At 52.2% G+C, this 16518-nt stretch carries 11 protein-coding genes; all 11 read right to left on the reverse strand.

Annotated elements, in window-relative coordinates; translation table 11 throughout:
- Window positions 1-3 precede the first annotated feature (3 nt).
- Window positions 4-1119, reverse strand: coding sequence for an ABC transporter ATP-binding protein (locus VLX68_14500; GenBank protein HUI93454.1), 1116 nt, complete (start codon window positions 1117-1119; stop codon window positions 4-6).
- A gap of 7 nt (window positions 1120-1126) precedes the next feature.
- Window positions 1127-1972, reverse strand: a complete 846-nt coding sequence (locus VLX68_14505; protein HUI93455.1) for a carbohydrate ABC transporter permease — start codon at window positions 1970-1972, stop codon at window positions 1127-1129.
- Window positions 1973-1980: 8 nt separating this feature from the next.
- Window positions 1981-2880, reverse strand: a complete 900-nt coding sequence (locus VLX68_14510) for a sugar ABC transporter permease (protein ID HUI93456.1) — start codon at window positions 2878-2880, stop codon at window positions 1981-1983.
- Between the two features lie 12 nt (window positions 2881-2892).
- Window positions 2893-4383, reverse strand: a complete 1491-nt coding sequence (locus tag VLX68_14515; GenBank protein HUI93457.1) for an extracellular solute-binding protein — start codon at window positions 4381-4383, stop codon at window positions 2893-2895.
- A gap of 44 nt (window positions 4384-4427) precedes the next feature.
- Window positions 4428-7634, reverse strand: a complete 3207-nt coding sequence (locus tag VLX68_14520; protein HUI93458.1) for a cyclic nucleotide-binding domain-containing protein — start codon at window positions 7632-7634, stop codon at window positions 4428-4430.
- A gap of 83 nt (window positions 7635-7717) precedes the next feature.
- Window positions 7718-8977: a hypothetical protein gene (locus tag VLX68_14525; GenBank protein HUI93459.1), complete on the reverse strand. Its 1260-nt coding sequence runs from the start codon at window positions 8975-8977 to the stop codon at window positions 7718-7720.
- Between the two features lie 84 nt (window positions 8978-9061).
- Window positions 9062-10204 (reverse strand): AgmX/PglI C-terminal domain-containing protein, encoded by a 1143-nt coding sequence (locus VLX68_14530; GenBank protein ID HUI93460.1) that lies wholly within the window; start codon window positions 10202-10204, stop codon window positions 9062-9064.
- Window positions 10205-10368: 164 nt separating this feature from the next.
- Complete coding sequence (locus tag VLX68_14535) at window positions 10369-10875, reverse strand: biopolymer transporter ExbD (protein ID HUI93461.1); 507 nt, start codon at window positions 10873-10875, stop codon at window positions 10369-10371.
- Between the two features lies 1 nt (window position 10876).
- Window positions 10877-11689, reverse strand: coding sequence for a hypothetical protein (locus VLX68_14540; GenBank protein HUI93462.1), 813 nt, complete (start codon window positions 11687-11689; stop codon window positions 10877-10879).
- A gap of 144 nt (window positions 11690-11833) precedes the next feature.
- A complete protein-coding gene (locus VLX68_14545; GenBank protein ID HUI93463.1) occupies window positions 11834-12460 on the reverse strand; it encodes a MotA/TolQ/ExbB proton channel family protein in 627 nt (208 codons plus the stop codon).
- A gap of 124 nt (window positions 12461-12584) precedes the next feature.
- Window positions 12585-16310 carry a tetratricopeptide repeat protein gene (locus tag VLX68_14550; GenBank protein ID HUI93464.1) on the reverse strand — a complete coding sequence of 1242 codons (3726 nt, stop codon included), beginning with the start codon at window positions 16308-16310 and terminating at the stop codon, window positions 12585-12587.
- Between the last annotated feature and the right edge of the window lie 208 nt (window positions 16311-16518).

The raw sequence follows: 16518 nt of genomic DNA on the forward strand, positions 1-16518 counted from the left end.
TCGTTACGATGGATAGAACAGGTTCGTATTGGAAAGGGGATCAAACAAGTGCACTCTTCTGCCGTCAAGAAAAACCTCGGCCCGCTCCTGGGGCGAAAGCGCGACGTCGCGAGTCACAAGGAACCGGAGCATAGTGCCGCCTTCGGCGTGGGAGACCACCAGGCTGCGGTCGCCCAGCGTTTCCACAAGCTCGACGGCAACGTCAACCGTGGTGTCCGAATACCGCTTTGCTTCATGATGCTCGGCATACTTGATGTTCTGCGGCCGCACCCCCACCTTCACGGATTTCCCGGCCATGGCCTGGGCCCTCGTAAACCGCTCCTTGTCGAGCTTGATGAAGCCCAGCGGCGTGTCAACGCCGGCATCGTCCCCTTTTAACGCGACCGTGCCGTTGAAAAAGTTCATTGCCGGGCTGCCGATGAACGAAGCGGAAAATACCGTGGCGGGCGCGTCATACACCATGCGCGGCGTGTCATACTGCTCAAGGCCCTCTGCGCTGAGCACCGCGATGCGCTCGCTCATGCTCATTGCCTCAACCTGGTTGTGCGTCACATAGATGATGGTCTTGCCCACCTGGTGATGGATCCGCTTGAGCTCCTCCATCGCCTGCTCGCGCAGCGCGGCGTCGAGGTTGCTGAGCGGTTCGTCAAGGAGCAGGACGTCGGGATCGAGCACCAGCGCGCGGGCGAGCGCGACCCGCTGCCGCTGCCCCCCCGAAATTTCCTTGGGCAGGCGGTCTTCGAGGCCCTTGAGGCTGAACAGGTCGAGCGCCCACGCCAGTTTCTTCTCGATTTCAGCCGCGGGCGTATTGTTGATGGTGAGACCGAAGCGGATGTTCTTTTTGACCGTCATGTGCGGGAACAGCGCGTAACTCTGGAACACCATGGCAAGCCTGCGGTGCTGGGCGGGAACGTCGTTGTACCGCCTGCCGTCGATGATAAGATCCCCTTTGTCAATCGTCTCCAGGCCGGCGATCATGCGCAGGAGTGTGGTCTTGCCGCACCCCGAGGGGCCGAGCAGGGTCACGAACTCCCCGTTTTTGATTTCGAGGCTCAGCCCCTTGATTATCTGGGTCGCGCCCATCCGCTTTGAAATGTCTTTTAACAGTACTTCAGCCATGAGGCACCTATTTCACCGAGCCGGTGGTGATGCCCGCCGTCATGTATTTCTGCAGCATCAGGGAAAACACGATGACCGGAAGGCTCAGCAGAACCGAAATCGCCGCAAGCAGGTTCTGCGGCGGCGAATACGCGAGTTTCTGTTTCAGAAAAAGCGTCATGGTTGATATCTTTCCAAGCCCCAAAAGAAAATAGGCAAAGATGAATTCATCCCATGACAGCAGGAATGTGTAAATGGCGGCGGCGGCGAGTCCTGGAAAGGAGAGCGGAAAAAGCACCCTGAAAAAAATGGAAAACCCGTTCGCCCCCATCACCCGCGCCTGCTGTTCAAGGTCGTTGGGGATGGTTTCAAAGGCGCTCATGCCGATGAAAATCACGTAGGGCAGGGCCAGAAGCGTGTGCGCCAGGATGACGGAAGTATAGGTGTTCTGCAGCCTGAGCTTGATGAAAAATTCCGCGACGGGAATCACCGAGGCGATGTCCGGGAAAAGCCTTACGGAAATAAGCCCCAGCAGTAAAAGCCTCATGCCCGGCACCCTGAAACGGCCGAGGACGTACGCGGCCGGCACCCCGAGCAGCAGCGAAAGCCCAACGGTGGAAACCGCGATGATGACGCTGTTCATGAGCACGCCGTAAAAATGCCGGTCGGAAAAAAGGTAAATGAAATTCCTGAAAGTGGGATGATACGGCCACAAAGGGATGGGCGCGCCGCCGGTGTTGATGCTCGCGCTGTCGCTGATGGAATATTTAAACAGCAGATACAAAGGTCCGGCAATGAGCAGGAGCGCAAACGCGATGCTCGCGGCCCACAGGACCTTCTTAAAGGTTTCTTTTGCTGCAATACGGTTCTTCACGGATCACCCTAGCTTCTTACCAGGTTTCTTTTTATCAATTCCATGACCGACAGGAACAGCACCGTGGTGATGACGATGCAAAGCACCATGACAATCGCGACGGCCGCCGCGCCATAGGAGTTCCCCCAGTCATTATACAATGATTCGATGAGCGTGCCGAGCAAGTTGTATTTGCCGGCAAGGATAAAGGGAAAGATGAATTCCTTCCACATCTCGATCGAGCGGAGAAGCACGACCGCCGAGATTGACGGTATCATGAGCGGCAGCACCACGTGCCAGATTCTTCTCCGTAAACCGGCGCCCATGGCCCTTGCCGCGTCGAACAGCTCGGGATCGATGGCATTGAGGCCCGAGAGCAGGATGAGCATGGAAATCGGCATGTCCCGCCATACCTTTCCAAGCATCGATATGCCGAGCGCTAAAGCCTCGGAGCCGCGCCAGTTCACCGGAACGCTCAGCAGGGACGGAACGATGCCATAGTGGCCCAAAAGGAAATGGTTGACGTGTCCGCCCGGATAGTCGAAAAGGATGAACAGCAGCGTTGCGGTGACGAGCGCGGGAATCGCCAGGGGGATTAAAAACAGGCTCCTGATGAAATTCCTGAACCTGAAACTTTGGTACAGGATGAGCGCGAGGAAAAATCCGGCCGCAAGTTCGAGCGGCGTTCCCACGAGAACAAAAAGAGTTGTGTCAAGAAGGGCGCGGCTGAAATCGGGCCTGGTAAAAACCGACGCGAAGGTGCCTACCGACGGGAACACCAGCGCGCCGCTTTTTTCGAACGACAAACTCAACCCGATCAGGTATGTTCCAACAATGATGAGAAAACCCACAAGGTAGGCCGCTGCCGGAAGCAGCGGCCACAACTCGAGGATCCGTGCACTTTTTCCTTTTAGCCACGTTCCATTCATTCGCCGGCACGGTTATTTTGGAAAATCGGCTCCCAGAATATCCTTCTGCTTCTGCAGAAAATCCTTGTGGAGTTTCTGCTTCATGACATCAGCGTCCATTTTCCCGTCTTTTTTCTCGTTATACCCGGCGCACAGCGTGTACCAGGCATCGACCAGGTTCTGCGCGACCTGGGGATATCCCTTGACAAGAGGCACCGTGGTGAGCTGGTTGTCGTTCACCTGCTCCACCGATGTCTTGAAAATCTCGCCGACCCACCCTTCGTCGAACACGTCGGGCAGATTGATCAGAAGGTCCTTCCTCACCGGGATCATGCCGAATTTCGAGCATTCCTTGGCATGGTTTTCCCTGCTGGTGACGAAACGGGCGAATTTGTAGGCGAGCTTCGCGTTAGGGCTCGTCTTGGGAATCCCCCACCACCATCCGCCGGTGGAAATCGAACGGGTTCCCTCGTAGGCCGGGAGGCCCTGTGCGTTCAGGTCGAACGACACGGCCTTGGGGACCACGCAGAGCCCCATGTCCTTGACATCAGGCAAATAGGTGGGCATGCCGGGATCGTCGGCCCAGCCGTGCACGTTGAAGCAGTCGATCTGCTGGAGGTAGGTGCAGAACACCTTGCCGTCCTTGATGCCGTTGTAGAGGTCGGAGCCGCGCCACGGGTCGAGCCACATTCCCGGATTGTAAAGCCCGTTGCGGACAAACACGTTTTCCCACAGGAACGTCTGGACGGTCTTGTCGCCCAGGCCAAGGATGTCCTGGTGGGTCGCCCCCAGTTGGAGCGCGCGGTCGACCAGATCGAGCGCGGTGCCTTCATATTTCGCCCCGCGGTGGGCGATGCGCGGCATTTTCACGCCGTTGTATGTTTCCTTGGCCCAGATGGAGCCCACCACATAAAGGTCATACAGGTCCCACTGCGCGGGATCCGCCTCGAGCGTGTAGCCCTTGGGAAGGCCGTACTTGTTCTGCTTCTTCAATTCGTCGTTGATCTGTTTCTTGTATTTCTCAAATTTCGACACCGCGTCCTGCACCATTGACTTACGATAAAACAGGATCCTGGTCTCGAGCTTGCGGGGGATGTAATACGGGGTCCCGTCCACGTACCCCAGCGCCGTGGCGAGCTGGTGGTATTCGGCGAGGTCCTGCATCACCTGCATCGAATCCTCAATCTGGGTCAGGGGCATCATGTAGCCCTTGTAAACGAGCACGCGCGTCGCCTCGAACGGCGTTTTGACCAGTCCGATTTCCGGCTGTTTCTTGCCCGCGTCAAGCTTGAGGAACCGTTCGATGTCGAGCTGGTTCTGGAAAATGGCCAGGGAAATCTTGCAATTGTTCTCCTTGTTGAATTTCGCCACGAGCTCTTGGTCAAACCAGCGCTGTTGAGCCGGCATCATCCGGATCAAGACGGTGAATTCCTGCTTGGGTTTATTAGCGCCCGCGCATCCTATCATGCAAAGCGATGCCACGGCAATGCAAACGAACCACACCGCACTGCGTCTTCTCATCATACACCCTCCTGCTTTTTAATGTTTGTAATGCGTTTCGTAGAAATTTATTCCTTGATGCTGTTTGACAGCGTCGTATGGAGCAGGGCCACCTCATCCCCGCTTTTGCGCAGTTTCTCGCTGAACACTTCCAGGAGATTATACGCGATTTCCGGCATATCCAAAAGAATTCTCTTAAGGGCACTCCGCTGGATCACCCACAGTTCGCAGTCTTCGTTGGCCAATGCCGAGGCCGACCGCGGCGCCTGGTTGAACAGGCCGATCTCGCCGTAGGTCTCGCCCCTGCGCACTATAGATAAAATACTTTTTACATTGTTCTTTACCTTAACAATTTTTAAGCTTCCCTTGGCCACGATGTAGAGGTGGTCGGAAAGCTCTCCTTCCCGGGAGATGAGCGTCCCTTTTTGATAGGAGAGCCGCTGGGTTATTTCGGCCAGTTCCATGAGTTTTTCGGCGGGAACATTGCCGAACAGCGGCGTTTTCTTTAGGGACATGACCCGCTCCAGCAATTCAAAAGCATCTATGGTCATAGTGTTCGACATTGCCTCCGGCGAAAGCAGCTGTGCCGCGGCCTTCGCAGCATATGAGTGGTGATCCTTCCGTATCTTTTCCAGCGTTTCCTTTTCTTTGGTGATGAGCCGCTCCCGATCAGCCATGTTCCGGAGCACATTCAAGGCGCACATGCTTATCAATCGGTTTGACGAGCGCACGAAATAGCCGATGTCCGGTTCGCCCCCCTCTTCGATGGTGAAAAACCCCTTCCCTGTTTTCGCGAGCTTTTCCCACGGGTCCCTGCGAAGGATGGGGGTTATCAGCATGGTGATGTGGTGCGGGCCGAAATTATCGAGCAGCTCGATCAGGTTGAACCGCTGCGTGCTTTCACTGACGTCAAGGTCCCGCCTCCCGGCCACCATCACGCCCTTCGGGTCAAGCAGCGTCGCGACGTCGAGCGCCCATTCGCACACTCTTGAAAGGTGCTCCCGCAGCGCATCTTCGAGAAAAATCATCCCGTCGTTTCCGGGCGCCTCCCGGTCCTTCTTTTGCAGCAGCGACCAGGCGACGCAGTCCCGATAGACTTGTTCGAGTTCCCTGAGGACCCATGACGAGAGAACCGACGTTGTTTCAGGGGAGAGTGGATACCCCTTGAGCCCTTCGGCACTTGATTCGATGACGACGCGCAGGGCATGGATGCACTCCACAATCATCCGTTTTGTGTCCGCACCGCGCAGATATTCCGTGATCGCGGTGATGGCCGCCGCGCCCTGTTGTTGCAACACGCGCCCCGCCGCGGCGATGTGCCTTCGCGAAAGACCCTCAACGACGCGCAGGGTGGCGCACTGTGTTTTTTTTGATGCCGAGGAGAAAATGATTTCAACGCTTTTGATAAACACCTGCAGCGACGAAGACTGCAGGTTTGCGAGCAAGGTCTCCTCCCATCCCTCGGGCTTCAGCGCGGCCACGAGATACAAACCGGCCGAACGCCGGTTGGCGTTCTTCACCGAAAGCAAATAACCGAGATAGGCGAGCACATTCTCCCGCTCTGGGTCGTCGCCCGTTTGCCACAAATAAACGGCCGCTTCGATCTGTACACGAGGGTTGCTTTCAAAGAACATGGACTTTACCGTGGAATACAGCCGGCCCTTCCAGTCGGCATCCACAGCGTTGAGCGAGAACAACGCGTTCGCACGCACCCTTGGATTCTCGTCCCTGAGCATTTTTTCAATCATCGGCTGCACATCGCCGCTGCCGGAAAACGATGCCAGGGAACGGGCGATCATCTCTCTCACGGTGCGACCCGGCTCGTTATCATAGATGCTGCAGAGAATTTTAAAGGCCTGCTTGGATCCTTCACGCGAGAGAATCTTGACCGCCAAGCTGCGGACATCGCCGTCGTTCGAGGAGGAATATTCTTTGATTAAAGATAATATTTTTTGGTCATGGCGACTACCGATTTCTGCTATAATCTCATCGGGGATGTGACGAGCGGACGGTTGCGGTATCAGCGCTTCGGTATACGTCTTTCGTATCATCGCAACCGCGAACACCATGGCGCATGATGCAAGGGAAATCATCAGCAGAATGACGGAAACGTTGGGTTCTGCGGCCATGAGAAGCAGCCCGGTGAGCATGATGGCGGACGGTTTGACCATGCCGTCGAGGAACGTTTTGGCCCGGCCGCGTTTTTCCTTTGGAATCACGGCAAAAAACATCTGGTATACGGGTGAAAAGGCATTTTCAAAAACGACATACCGCAGGAACTGAAAAATGATGAACCCCGAAAAAAGCGCCATCCGGGATCCACCGAGCACGCTTAGGGCAAGCATCACCAGTGATCCGAGGAGAAGCGTGACGGGCAGAAGGTAAAAAATCCTGGTGAAGCCCCATTTGGCGATGACGCCGGGCATGGCGAACTGCAGCCCCCCGATGATGACAACGGAATAAACCAAATAAAAGGTGAATTGAAATGAAGCGAGTGAATTCGACGTGGTAAACCATAACGCGCTTTTTTTCCAGAACAGGTAGTCTTGGAAAAAAATTGCAATAAATACCAGAAAATAGAGAATGGCGATGAGCCGTATCAACCTGTTCGAGAGAACGCCCAGGATGCCGGCAAAAATGCCTTTTCCTTCTGCCTGTTCTCTCATCGGGACTTCTTTTTTAATGAATTTTATCCAGTATCTCGCGGTGATTTTTCTGGACAGAACGAATGCCACGCAATACGCTGCCGCCCACAGACCGATGATCATTTCCGCATCAACCGCCACCAGCAGCAGCCGCGCACCGCAGGCACCGCACAAGCCGCCGACAAATCCCCAGGCCGCGATTTTCGGGAACCCTCTTTTCGCTTCGTCGGTGGTGTAGATGTCGTTTGCCATGGTCCAGAAGGTGAGAAACAAGGTTGTCTTGGAGAGATACGATACCGGGTAGATGAGGAGTATCCAGAAGGAAACCGCTTCTAGGTTTTCCTTCCCGACCACAATAAAAAGCACGCAATAGCAGAAAAGGATCCCCGCGACAGCAAGCAGCTGGGCGGAGAGCAGTTTTCCCCGGTTGACGCGGTCGATGTTGCTGAAAAACAGCGCGGGCAGAAAAAAAAGCAGCATGCCGTTGATGAAAAAAAGTTTACCGAGGACGGCCGCCCCGGCAACGGTCACGGCCATCGAAAGGCTCACGGTTTCGCCGACGATAGCGCCGCCGAACAGAAACAGGAGAAGAAATGACAAGAGCCTGAACCGGAGGTTTTGTTCTGCCATAGTTGTAAAATAAGAAAGCGGATGATAGCATCGCTATCATCCGCTTTTTGCTAATGAAGAAACAAGCAACGCCGACGCCAGCTTCAGAAGCTGTACGTAAGCGTGATTCTGTCCATGACGTGGTGCTGCGGCGCGCTTATCAGGTTTGTCCACGTGTAAAAGATATTTTCGGCAAGCACACCATCTATCCTGAAACGGTTTTCAATATTGACGCCCACCCCAACGGCCGCGAAATCGTCGTCCGAGCCGTCGGCCTCCGGGTTCTGCTCCCAGTGCCCGTTTTCACCGCCGTCTGAGACATAAAGCAATTTCTTATTAACGCCGATTCTTAATACGAGCCAGTCCCATACGACGTTTCTTTCAAGGCCGGCGCCTATGCGGCCACCGATACCTGTGGGCATGGAGTCTTTTACATATCCATTAACTTTTGAATAATTTTTTTCTTCAACAAGTCCTTCAATCCCCGTCCAGAAAAAGCCTTTGTCGATATTGATGTTGACGCCAAGGCCCAGCGAATAATTCATTTGGGAAAATCCCTCAAGCCCAATCCTTTCAATGGAAAGATGGGGGACAAAATCTCCATTAAGCGCGGTGAGCGCGGAAAAAAGACGAATATCCCCTTTAAAGTACAAATCATTTTTCGCGATGTTTTCGTTGGTGTCGACGAGAGGACTATTCGTTCCTGTCTGGCGGGCTATTGTTCCTATTCCGGTAAGTGAAGCAAAATCGAATGAAACCTCAAGATTCATCGATTTTGCTATGGGCCAGTTAATCCCCACGTTTGCTTTGTAGACGCTGGTTTCGTAATTGGTGTCATTTATGTTTTGTCTTTGAAAAGCCAGATAAGTTCCCACCCCGATCATTGCCCCATTTTGCAGCGCATATCCCAACATGAGGTCTATTTTTCCCACCGGCGCAACCAAATCACGCCTGTTGGTGCCGAAAGCCATTTGGAAATCGCTGGAACCCGGGTCAAGATAATTAAGCAATGGATCATATCGGTTCAAGATAAGACCAAAAGAAAGCAGCGGATACTGGTTTCCGGATTCGGAAGATTGGTTGAGCGAATACGAAAGAATGGTGCCGCCATAGGGTTTTTGCGGCTCCTTGTTATTAAGGCGAAGTGCGGCGAGCGCGCCGGTGTCCGTGCTGTCGGGAAGATACACGCCGAGCGAACCAATTATCATATTTGGATAATAATTGATATTGGCCGGATTCCGGAAAATGCTCACGTCATCCATGAAAAAATTATCGTTCCCGCCCATGGTGAGCACTCTCGCGTCAGTTGCATAACTGCTGACAAAGAACCCCGCAAGGAGCACCGCACACATGAATTTCTTCATATCATATCCTCCATAGAAAAAGGGCTACGGCAGAAAAAAGGCTACGGCTTTATTATATGCTTCCGGATTTTTACTGTCAAGACCCTACTGCGAGAACGCGAACGGATACTCGACCTCGGTAATGTCACCGGGCTTGTCGATTTTCTCAAAGACCCACCGTTTGATCTTGTCGACAACTTCCTGCTCAAGCTGCGGATCGCTCATGGTGGATTCGAGCACCTGGCAGAAAATGACCTTCCCGAATTCGTCGATGGCGAATTTGCAGGTGATCTTGCCCTTGAGACCCGGTTTTTCACGCAGGCGCTTGTTGTACGCATACCGCAGCGCGGCAAGGTTCTGCATGACCACGCGCATGATGCTCGCCCTACTTCTGCCGCCTGTCAATGCGCCGCCCTTCACGAATTTGGGCTCGGACACGGTAAGGCTGCCGCGCTTCTTAAGGGATAGGCTGCTTTCGCCTTCACCGCCGAGGAGCCCGCCGATAAGGTCATCAACGCCCGAGAACCCGCTGCCGCCGCCGAAGCCGCTCCCATAACCGGCGCCGAATCCGATTCCCGCAGCGCCCTTTCTGCCGACGCCGCCTGAGCCGCCGGCCTTCAACCCGCCCAATCCGGATAAGATTCCGTCAATTCCCGTGGCAAAACCGCCTTTGCCAAAGATATCGGCGCTGGCAACGGCCTTGCCGGTGATTTTTCCGGAAATGATTCCGAGAACGCCCTTCTGGGTCACGCGCGCGCGAGGATCGCCGCCGCCGCCGAATTTACCGCCGGCGCCCTTTTTATCAGATTCTTTCTTGAGCGTTTTCTTATCGCTCTCCAGCTTTTTCTCCTCTTCTTTCTTCATTTTTTCTTCTTCTTCTTTTTTCTTTTTCTGGTCCTCAAGGGTCGCATCGACATCGCCCTTCACGAACTTGGCGACGCGCTCCTCAGGGATCTTCTCGAAGAAGTCGGTGGCGACCTGAACTACCTTAACGGTGCTCATCCACACGCCCGTGACAAGGCCAAGGATCATGCAAACAATAAGAAGGTTCCTTAGCTTGGCATCCCGTTCGATATGGAAAATATCGGGCCGCTTGCCGAGCACCTGCGCATATTCAGGATCGGTGAGCGTGCGGCCGTAGACTTCCTCGCCTTCTTCGGCAGCGGCGGCCGCAGGAGCAACCGGCGCACCCAAAGCCACCAGCTCGATTTCGGCGCCAATGGCCTCAAACTGCTGCTTGAGACGCATCGCCTCGTTTTCCTCAGCTTCTTTTCGGATGCATACTGGTTTCTGCGTAATAACGCCCCGTACCACATCCGCTGTCGTGCCTGACCACCGGGCTACTTCCTCGGCGATTCTTTCGGCACGTTGGATATCTGTGCATTTTTTGATTAATACTTTGTACTTCACAGCTACTGCTCCCTTTCCATAACTGCGAAATTCATGTTATTGTAACCCACTTTGCCGCAGGTATTCATGATTTTGAATAACACATCAAATTCCACGTTTTTATCCATTTGAATGATCACGTTCCCCTGGATTTTATTAAGCGCCCCCAGCTTCACCATCTGTTGCTCCTGAGCATAGGAGGCGTTCAATTTTTCCTCGAGCTTCGCCACGATAGGGTCAGGATTTTCCTGAGGAATTCTTCTCACGTCTTCGGTCGGCACTATTGGAACGTTGTCAACAAGGATCATGTCGTTCGTTGCCGCCACCTGGAGAAATATCTCCTTGGGTTTTGTAACGGCAACCGAGTTGGGAAGCACAAGATTATCTGCATTGGTGAGAATGCTTCCCTCGGATGAATAACTTTTCATGAGATAAATAACGACGATGGAAAAAAAGTCGATCAGGGAGGTTACAATCAACCCCGTCGATTTCGGCGTCGTGTATTTGTTTCTTCCCCGCTGGATGGCCATATTAACTCCTTAATTTTGAAATCGCAATGTTGGGAAACTCCGCCGCCCGCGCCACATCCATGAGCTGGACTATTTTGTCGTAGGCGACCTGGTTTTCCGCGGCCAAAATAATATCATTCGCGTCGCTGACGTCGGAATACCGCTGTTTGATTTTCATGAGCCTGTTTTTCATCTCATCGTAGGCAGACAGCGGGTGCAACGTGTACTGGTCAGGGGCCGTCACCACCACCATGCGGCGAGGATTCGTAAGGATGTAAACCGTGTCGCCCACCTTGGCCGCCTTCAACGGATTGCCGGCGCCGTCGGTAAGCATTTCCCCGTTTTTGGTGTACAGGCAATTGACAATATTCCGGTTCTCATCGGTAACGTACAGCATGATCTCCTGTCGTTCGTTAATGAGGAACGGTTTGCCTGTTTTCGGGTTCTTCACTTCTTTCTTGGGATTTGACGGGTCATATTCTACGGAAACTTCCACGGTGCGGTCCTCGCGCGAAACGTATTTGTGAAATTCCCGGTAAAACATGCTGGGCAGAAAACCGCCTTTTGCGCCGAGGGTAACAACGGAGTCGGTGATGATCATGGTAAGCAGAAGCTTATCTGCATCCGTCTGCTCCGGAGCCACGGTCTGCTTGATGGACGGGCTGGACCCGCGGCCTTCAGGCAGCTTTAAATTGATAATGGAAATCTTGGCAAATTCCGCTGAAAGCATGAGCACCGGGACAAGCACTATTAAGAAATTAATAAACGGTTTTAAATCGATGGCTAAATCGTGACCGCCACCGTCGTCCGTCATTTTTGATGGTCTTTTTGCCATTGTACTTTATCCTGTTTTAAATGTGGATTAAATACTTTTCCCGTTACCCGGCGCTGGAAAATACAATTAAAGCTTCTTCGCACTATAATAACGTTTAATTAACCGTAAACGTTACATCACCGTTAACGGAAAAACCTGTTTTCTTTATTCCTCAACAGCGTTGCTCAGCTTTGTGATCTTTTCATCCATGTCTTCAATGACCTTGTCCGCCTTGCCGCTCAAGATACCATGCGCAAGAATGCACGGAACCGCGCAAAGCAGCCCCATGAGCGTTGCCGACATGGTGATACTGATACCGGAAGCCAGCTGCTGTGCTCTTTGCGCTGCGGGAGCGTTCGCGATGGCGTCAAAGCACTCCATCGTGCCATAAATGGTTCCGGTAAGACCGGTAAGCGTTGCAAGGTTGGCAAAGGTATTCAGAAGAAACACGTTTCTCTTGATTTTGGGTCCTTCCGTAAGAAACAGTTCGTCAACAGCTTTTCTGATGACCTTGGGCCCTTTGGTGCGGTTCTGGAGAACGGTGAGCACGCCCTTTGCAAGAGGCGACTTCATCGTGAGGGCATACTTGATAGCGCGGTCATAATCACCGGCCTTCAGGTAATTGGAAATGCCCTTCATGAACGCGGCGCTTCCCATATCGCATTTGAGGAAGAGATACCAGAAGCGTTCGAGGAACAGGCCGAGAGCCGCAAAGAAAAGAACCAGAATGAGCCACATAACCAAACTGGCCGAAGACTGAAAGCCCAGCAACAAGAAATTGAACATTTGCATAGGTTGAACCCCTTCCATTAAAGTGATATAAATAAAATAATGTTAAATTTGTAATAATCAAAGTATATCAATAAAAACCGCTCGCTTTTTTCACTCCTTTCTTTTCCCGCTGAAGATTCATGCACTACTGCTTTTTGAGTTCCTGTATTTTGTCCTCTTCCTCCTGCTGGCTCCTCTGCGCCTCTATCTCGATCCGTTTCAGCTGTTTAATTTTATCTTCAAGAGGAATTTCCATTTGCACGATGTTCTGTATTCTCTTCATGTTTCTCTGATACTGCTCGTCGCGATATACTTTCTTTGCCGGAGCCTGAGCCTCGGAAGTCGTCGGCGCCAGCACTGTCTTTTCGCCCGCCTCGGTCTTTTTCGTAACCGGTTTTTCCTGCTCAGGAGGCGGTGCCTTGGGCTGGCGCGGCGTTATGGTCTTCTTAAGTGCCTCGGATGAAGGATTGATTTCCGTTATCCGTTCCTTGATCTTTGCAATCCACGGGCTCTCCGCGATCCCCATGTCCGCGGCGATGTTTATGGCCTGTTCGTAAAGCGGCAACGCCTTGTCCATGAACTCGAGCGCCTTCTCCTCCAGCACCTCCATGTACGACTGTTTGTCCTCTTTGGAAAGGTCTTTCGGTACCGGTGAAGTTTTAATGATGATGCCGACCTTTTCGAGGGTGTTTGCCCTGAGAAAAAGGACTTTCATGAACATGTCCATGGATTTGGTCACATATTCGCCGGTGATATTTTGATCATAGGCCCACTCTATGTTCTTCTGGAAATATTTGAGCGCACTCTCATAATATTTTTGAAGGCCCTGCAGGATTTTTATCTTTGCCCCGATCTTCTGCTCGGTCGAGCCTTCGATCGACTGGTCTTCAATGGCATCTGCAAAATCGACAAAACCCATGCCGATTTTATATGTGGAACGCAAGGTCCATTCCTCAACGCCGAGCTCAATTGACTTGGCATAAGGACCGGCCGCATTCTTCAGGGCTTCTTCCTTGAGCTTCAGGTTGGCCTGAACCTGCTGTTTGTTTCCTTTGAGGCTGATATCGGTAAATGCCTTATACAAAATTTCACCCTGTTTGAAATACGATTCGGCGACAGCTTCCACGGGCATATCTGCATGTCCCTTGTTTTTCTCATATACTTCATTGGCAAGCAGGTAGTCCTTCTGCGCTTCCTTGAAATCGCCGAGGTTGAAGTAGGCGTTCCCGGCCTTTACAAGAGCCTCAACCTGCTTGTATTTGTCGCCTTCGTATTTCCTCGCGAAATCGGTGAACACGGCCGCCATGTCCACGTTTTTCCCCATTTTCTCGTAGCAGAGGCCAACGGAGAAGAAAGCCTCGGCCGAATATTCGGAGGCGGGGAAATTCTGCGTCAGAACCATGTACGCCCTGATTGCTTTTTCGTAAAGCTTTCCCTTTTCGTAAATAAGTCCTGCGTTGTAGAGCGCCAGCGGGGTTTTCGCGTCCTTGGGATAGCGCTCGTAGGCAAGCTCGAACATCTTTCCGGCATTATCGTAATCATTCACCTTTGAATAGGCTTCGGCGGCGTACGAAAGGCTGGGAATGGCATAATCGGGCTTTGTGATGGTAAGAGCGGCCGTTTGATACACGTTGGCCGCATTGGCCCATTTTTCTATCTTTTTAAAATCATCGGCCGCTCGGAGAAACGCGTTCTCCCGTAGTTCCGATGATGGGAACTTGGCGGCAAGGTCCTGCAGGGTGGAGGCCGCCAGTTCGAAGTTGTTCGTGGCTTCGTAGCATATCGCGGCCTCAAGCCACCCGCGGGCCGCGACCTTGCTCTTGGGATAATCGGTGGCGATGGCCTTGAACGCATCCGCCGCACCCATGACATTATTGGCCTTTTTCATGGACTCTGCCTTCTTGAACATGGCGCCGGCAGCCAGCTCGATGATTTCGGCGTATTCAGGCGTGTTCTGCGCGGTCTTTTTCAAGAGGTCTTTGTACTTTGCCATGGCCAGGTCGAATTCACCAGTGCTCACATAGCAGTTTGCGATCATGCGCATTGACTTGGCGGCGAATTTCGAGTCCGGATAGGTGTCGATAATGAACTTGTAATCTTTACTGGCGTTGTCGTACATCTTCGCGGCATAATAAACGTCCGCGCCGATATAGGTGATTTCCGCGGCATTCGCGCTCTTGGCGAACTTTACCTGATACCGATGGATATAGTCAAGCAGCAGCTTGGTTTCGTTCAGGGTCATTGCGGTCTCGTCGGTCAGGCCGTCGCGGGCCATTGCTTTTTTTCTCGCGTTCATAAGCGCAACGACCGCATTGTAGGCAGCGTCTTCCTGAGAAATGGATATGGGCCCGGTCTTTTCTTCCTTTTTCTGCTTTTCAATTTCAGTCTGGTCCATCCCGAGCGTGTCGACTTCCTCTTTATAAGGACCAAACGTGGAAAGGTCGGCCATTGCAACGTAGTCGAAGTTTTCAGCCGATTTCAGATAATCGCCGAGCGTATTGTAAATTTCGGCCATGTAGTATTTGAATTCGTAGTTGTGCCACTTGTCTTCGGGAAATTTCTTGGCAAATTCGTTGTACCGGGCAAGGGCTTTCTCGTACATTGCCTTATCTTTATTCTTCTGGGCGATACCATGGTAATAAAGAGGGATGGCGGCAAGCGCCTTCCGCACTTCATTTCTCGATTGATCAATAACCGCCTTCTGGGTCGTGTTCTTCGAATACCATTGACTTTTCTCGTCATAATTATCAACGAGCTTTTCGCGCGCCGCGTTGGCTTTCTCATAATCCTTCTTTATTATATAGCATTCCACCAGCATCTGCTGGGCGATGGGAGCATCCTTATAATAAGGAAATCGTTGGAGCGCGTTCTGAAGCGACTTGATTGCATCGTCGGTTTGACCATGCACCCTGTTTTTCATGCCGATGGTATAAATGACATAGTCTTCGTACGGCTTGCTGCCGATCCGCCTGAAAAACTTTGCGGCTTCTTCGGATCCATTGGGCATGTCGGAAAAGGCGATCGCCATGTATTCCATGGCTTCCTGGCGGAATTCCTGCTTGGGATATTCTCCCTTATCGCATTTCTCAATGTATTCAAAAAACAACTGCACGGACTTGTCGAACTCTCCCATGTTATAGTTGATTTCGCCCTTGCGGTATTGCACCATGCCGAGGTTGTCGGGAGAGAGGCATTCGGGCGGTTTACAGAGCTCAAGATGTTTGAGCGCCTTGGGGAAATCGCGCTGCATATAGGCGAAGTCCGAAAGCCGGAAATGGGCCTGCGCCGCGCGGCAGCCATTCGGGTTTGCCTTGACAACCAATTCCATTGCCCATGCGGCGCTGTCAAGGTCGCCCATGACAAGGTAGATGTTTCCCATCTGGAAATATGCCTCGTCGATGGTGCGGAAATCGGAATATTCCTTCACGAGGCGCAGGTACATCTTCATGGGCTTGGTATAATTGGGGATTGGGTTTGTCGGTTCGGGACCCTTTGAGCCGTTATCCTCCCATTTTTTCATCGCGTCGCCATAATCTTCGCGGGCCTTGATATATTTATCGCGCGCTTCGTCGTAGTACAGCTGCGCCAGGGTAAAAAGAACGTCCGCACACCTATCGCTCTTTTTTGTGCAGCTTTCAAGAAGGGTTTCATACCGTTTGATGATTTCTTCAATGCTTCCTTTTTCTTTTTTTGCGCTTACATTTTTCTGGCTTTGGTCAGTGAGGGATTTCTTTTTCTCCTCAAGTTCTTTTATCTTTTTGAGGATGTCTTCCTTACTTTGTTGGGCATATGCGGTGCCCGCTGTCCATGCATAACACAGCAAGAATGCGGTAAACAGGCCTACCCACGATTTGCTAGCACATTTTCTCATTTATCCTCTCCCTTTTTTCCAAGCATCCCCCACGTTTTTTATGGACTCTTTATTTTTCCAGTTTTACTTACTTTTTCTCGTTATTAAGCTTTTTCTTGAGGTTCTCGATCTCTTTGTTGATATTCTCCTCTTCCTTCTTCGACTTCTCGATCTCCTTCACCTGGCCCGCGCTCTTCATCATGCTCGTCGCCTTCGCCAGCGCGTATTC

The sequence above is a fragment of the Chitinivibrionales bacterium genome, assembly GCA_035516255.1.
Classification (GTDB): domain Bacteria; phylum Fibrobacterota; class Chitinivibrionia; order Chitinivibrionales; family FEN-1185; genus FEN-1185.

Bases quoted from the DNA above. Each gene is read 5' to 3' on its own strand.
- VLX68_14500 (HUI93454.1), bottom strand. From the start codon at position 1,119: ATGGCTGAAGTACTGTTAAAAGACATTTCAAAGCGGATGGGCGCGACC.
- VLX68_14510 (HUI93456.1), bottom strand. From the start codon at position 2,880: ATGAATGGAACGTGGCTAAAAGGAAAAAGTGCACGGATCCTCGAGTTG.
- VLX68_14515 (HUI93457.1), bottom strand. From the start codon at position 4,383: ATGATGAGAAGACGCAGTGCGGTGTGGTTCGTTTGCATTGCCGTGGCA.
- VLX68_14520 (HUI93458.1), bottom strand. From the start codon at position 7,634: ATGGCAGAACAAAACCTCCGGTTCAGGCTCTTGTCATTTCTTCTCCTG.
- VLX68_14525 (HUI93459.1), bottom strand. From the start codon at position 8,977: ATGAAGAAATTCATGTGTGCGGTGCTCCTTGCGGGGTTCTTTGTCAGC.
- VLX68_14530 (HUI93460.1), bottom strand. From the start codon at position 10,204: ATGCGTCTCAAGCAGCAGTTTGAGGCCATTGGCGCCGAAATCGAGCTG.
- VLX68_14535 (HUI93461.1), bottom strand. From the start codon at position 10,875: ATGGCCATCCAGCGGGGAAGAAACAAATACACGACGCCGAAATCGACG.
- VLX68_14540 (HUI93462.1), bottom strand. From the start codon at position 11,689: ATGGCAAAAAGACCATCAAAAATGACGGACGACGGTGGCGGTCACGAT.
- VLX68_14545 (HUI93463.1), bottom strand. From the start codon at position 12,460: ATGCAAATGTTCAATTTCTTGTTGCTGGGCTTTCAGTCTTCGGCCAGT.
- VLX68_14550 (HUI93464.1), bottom strand. From the start codon at position 16,310: ATGAGAAAATGTGCTAGCAAATCGTGGGTAGGCCTGTTTACCGCATTC.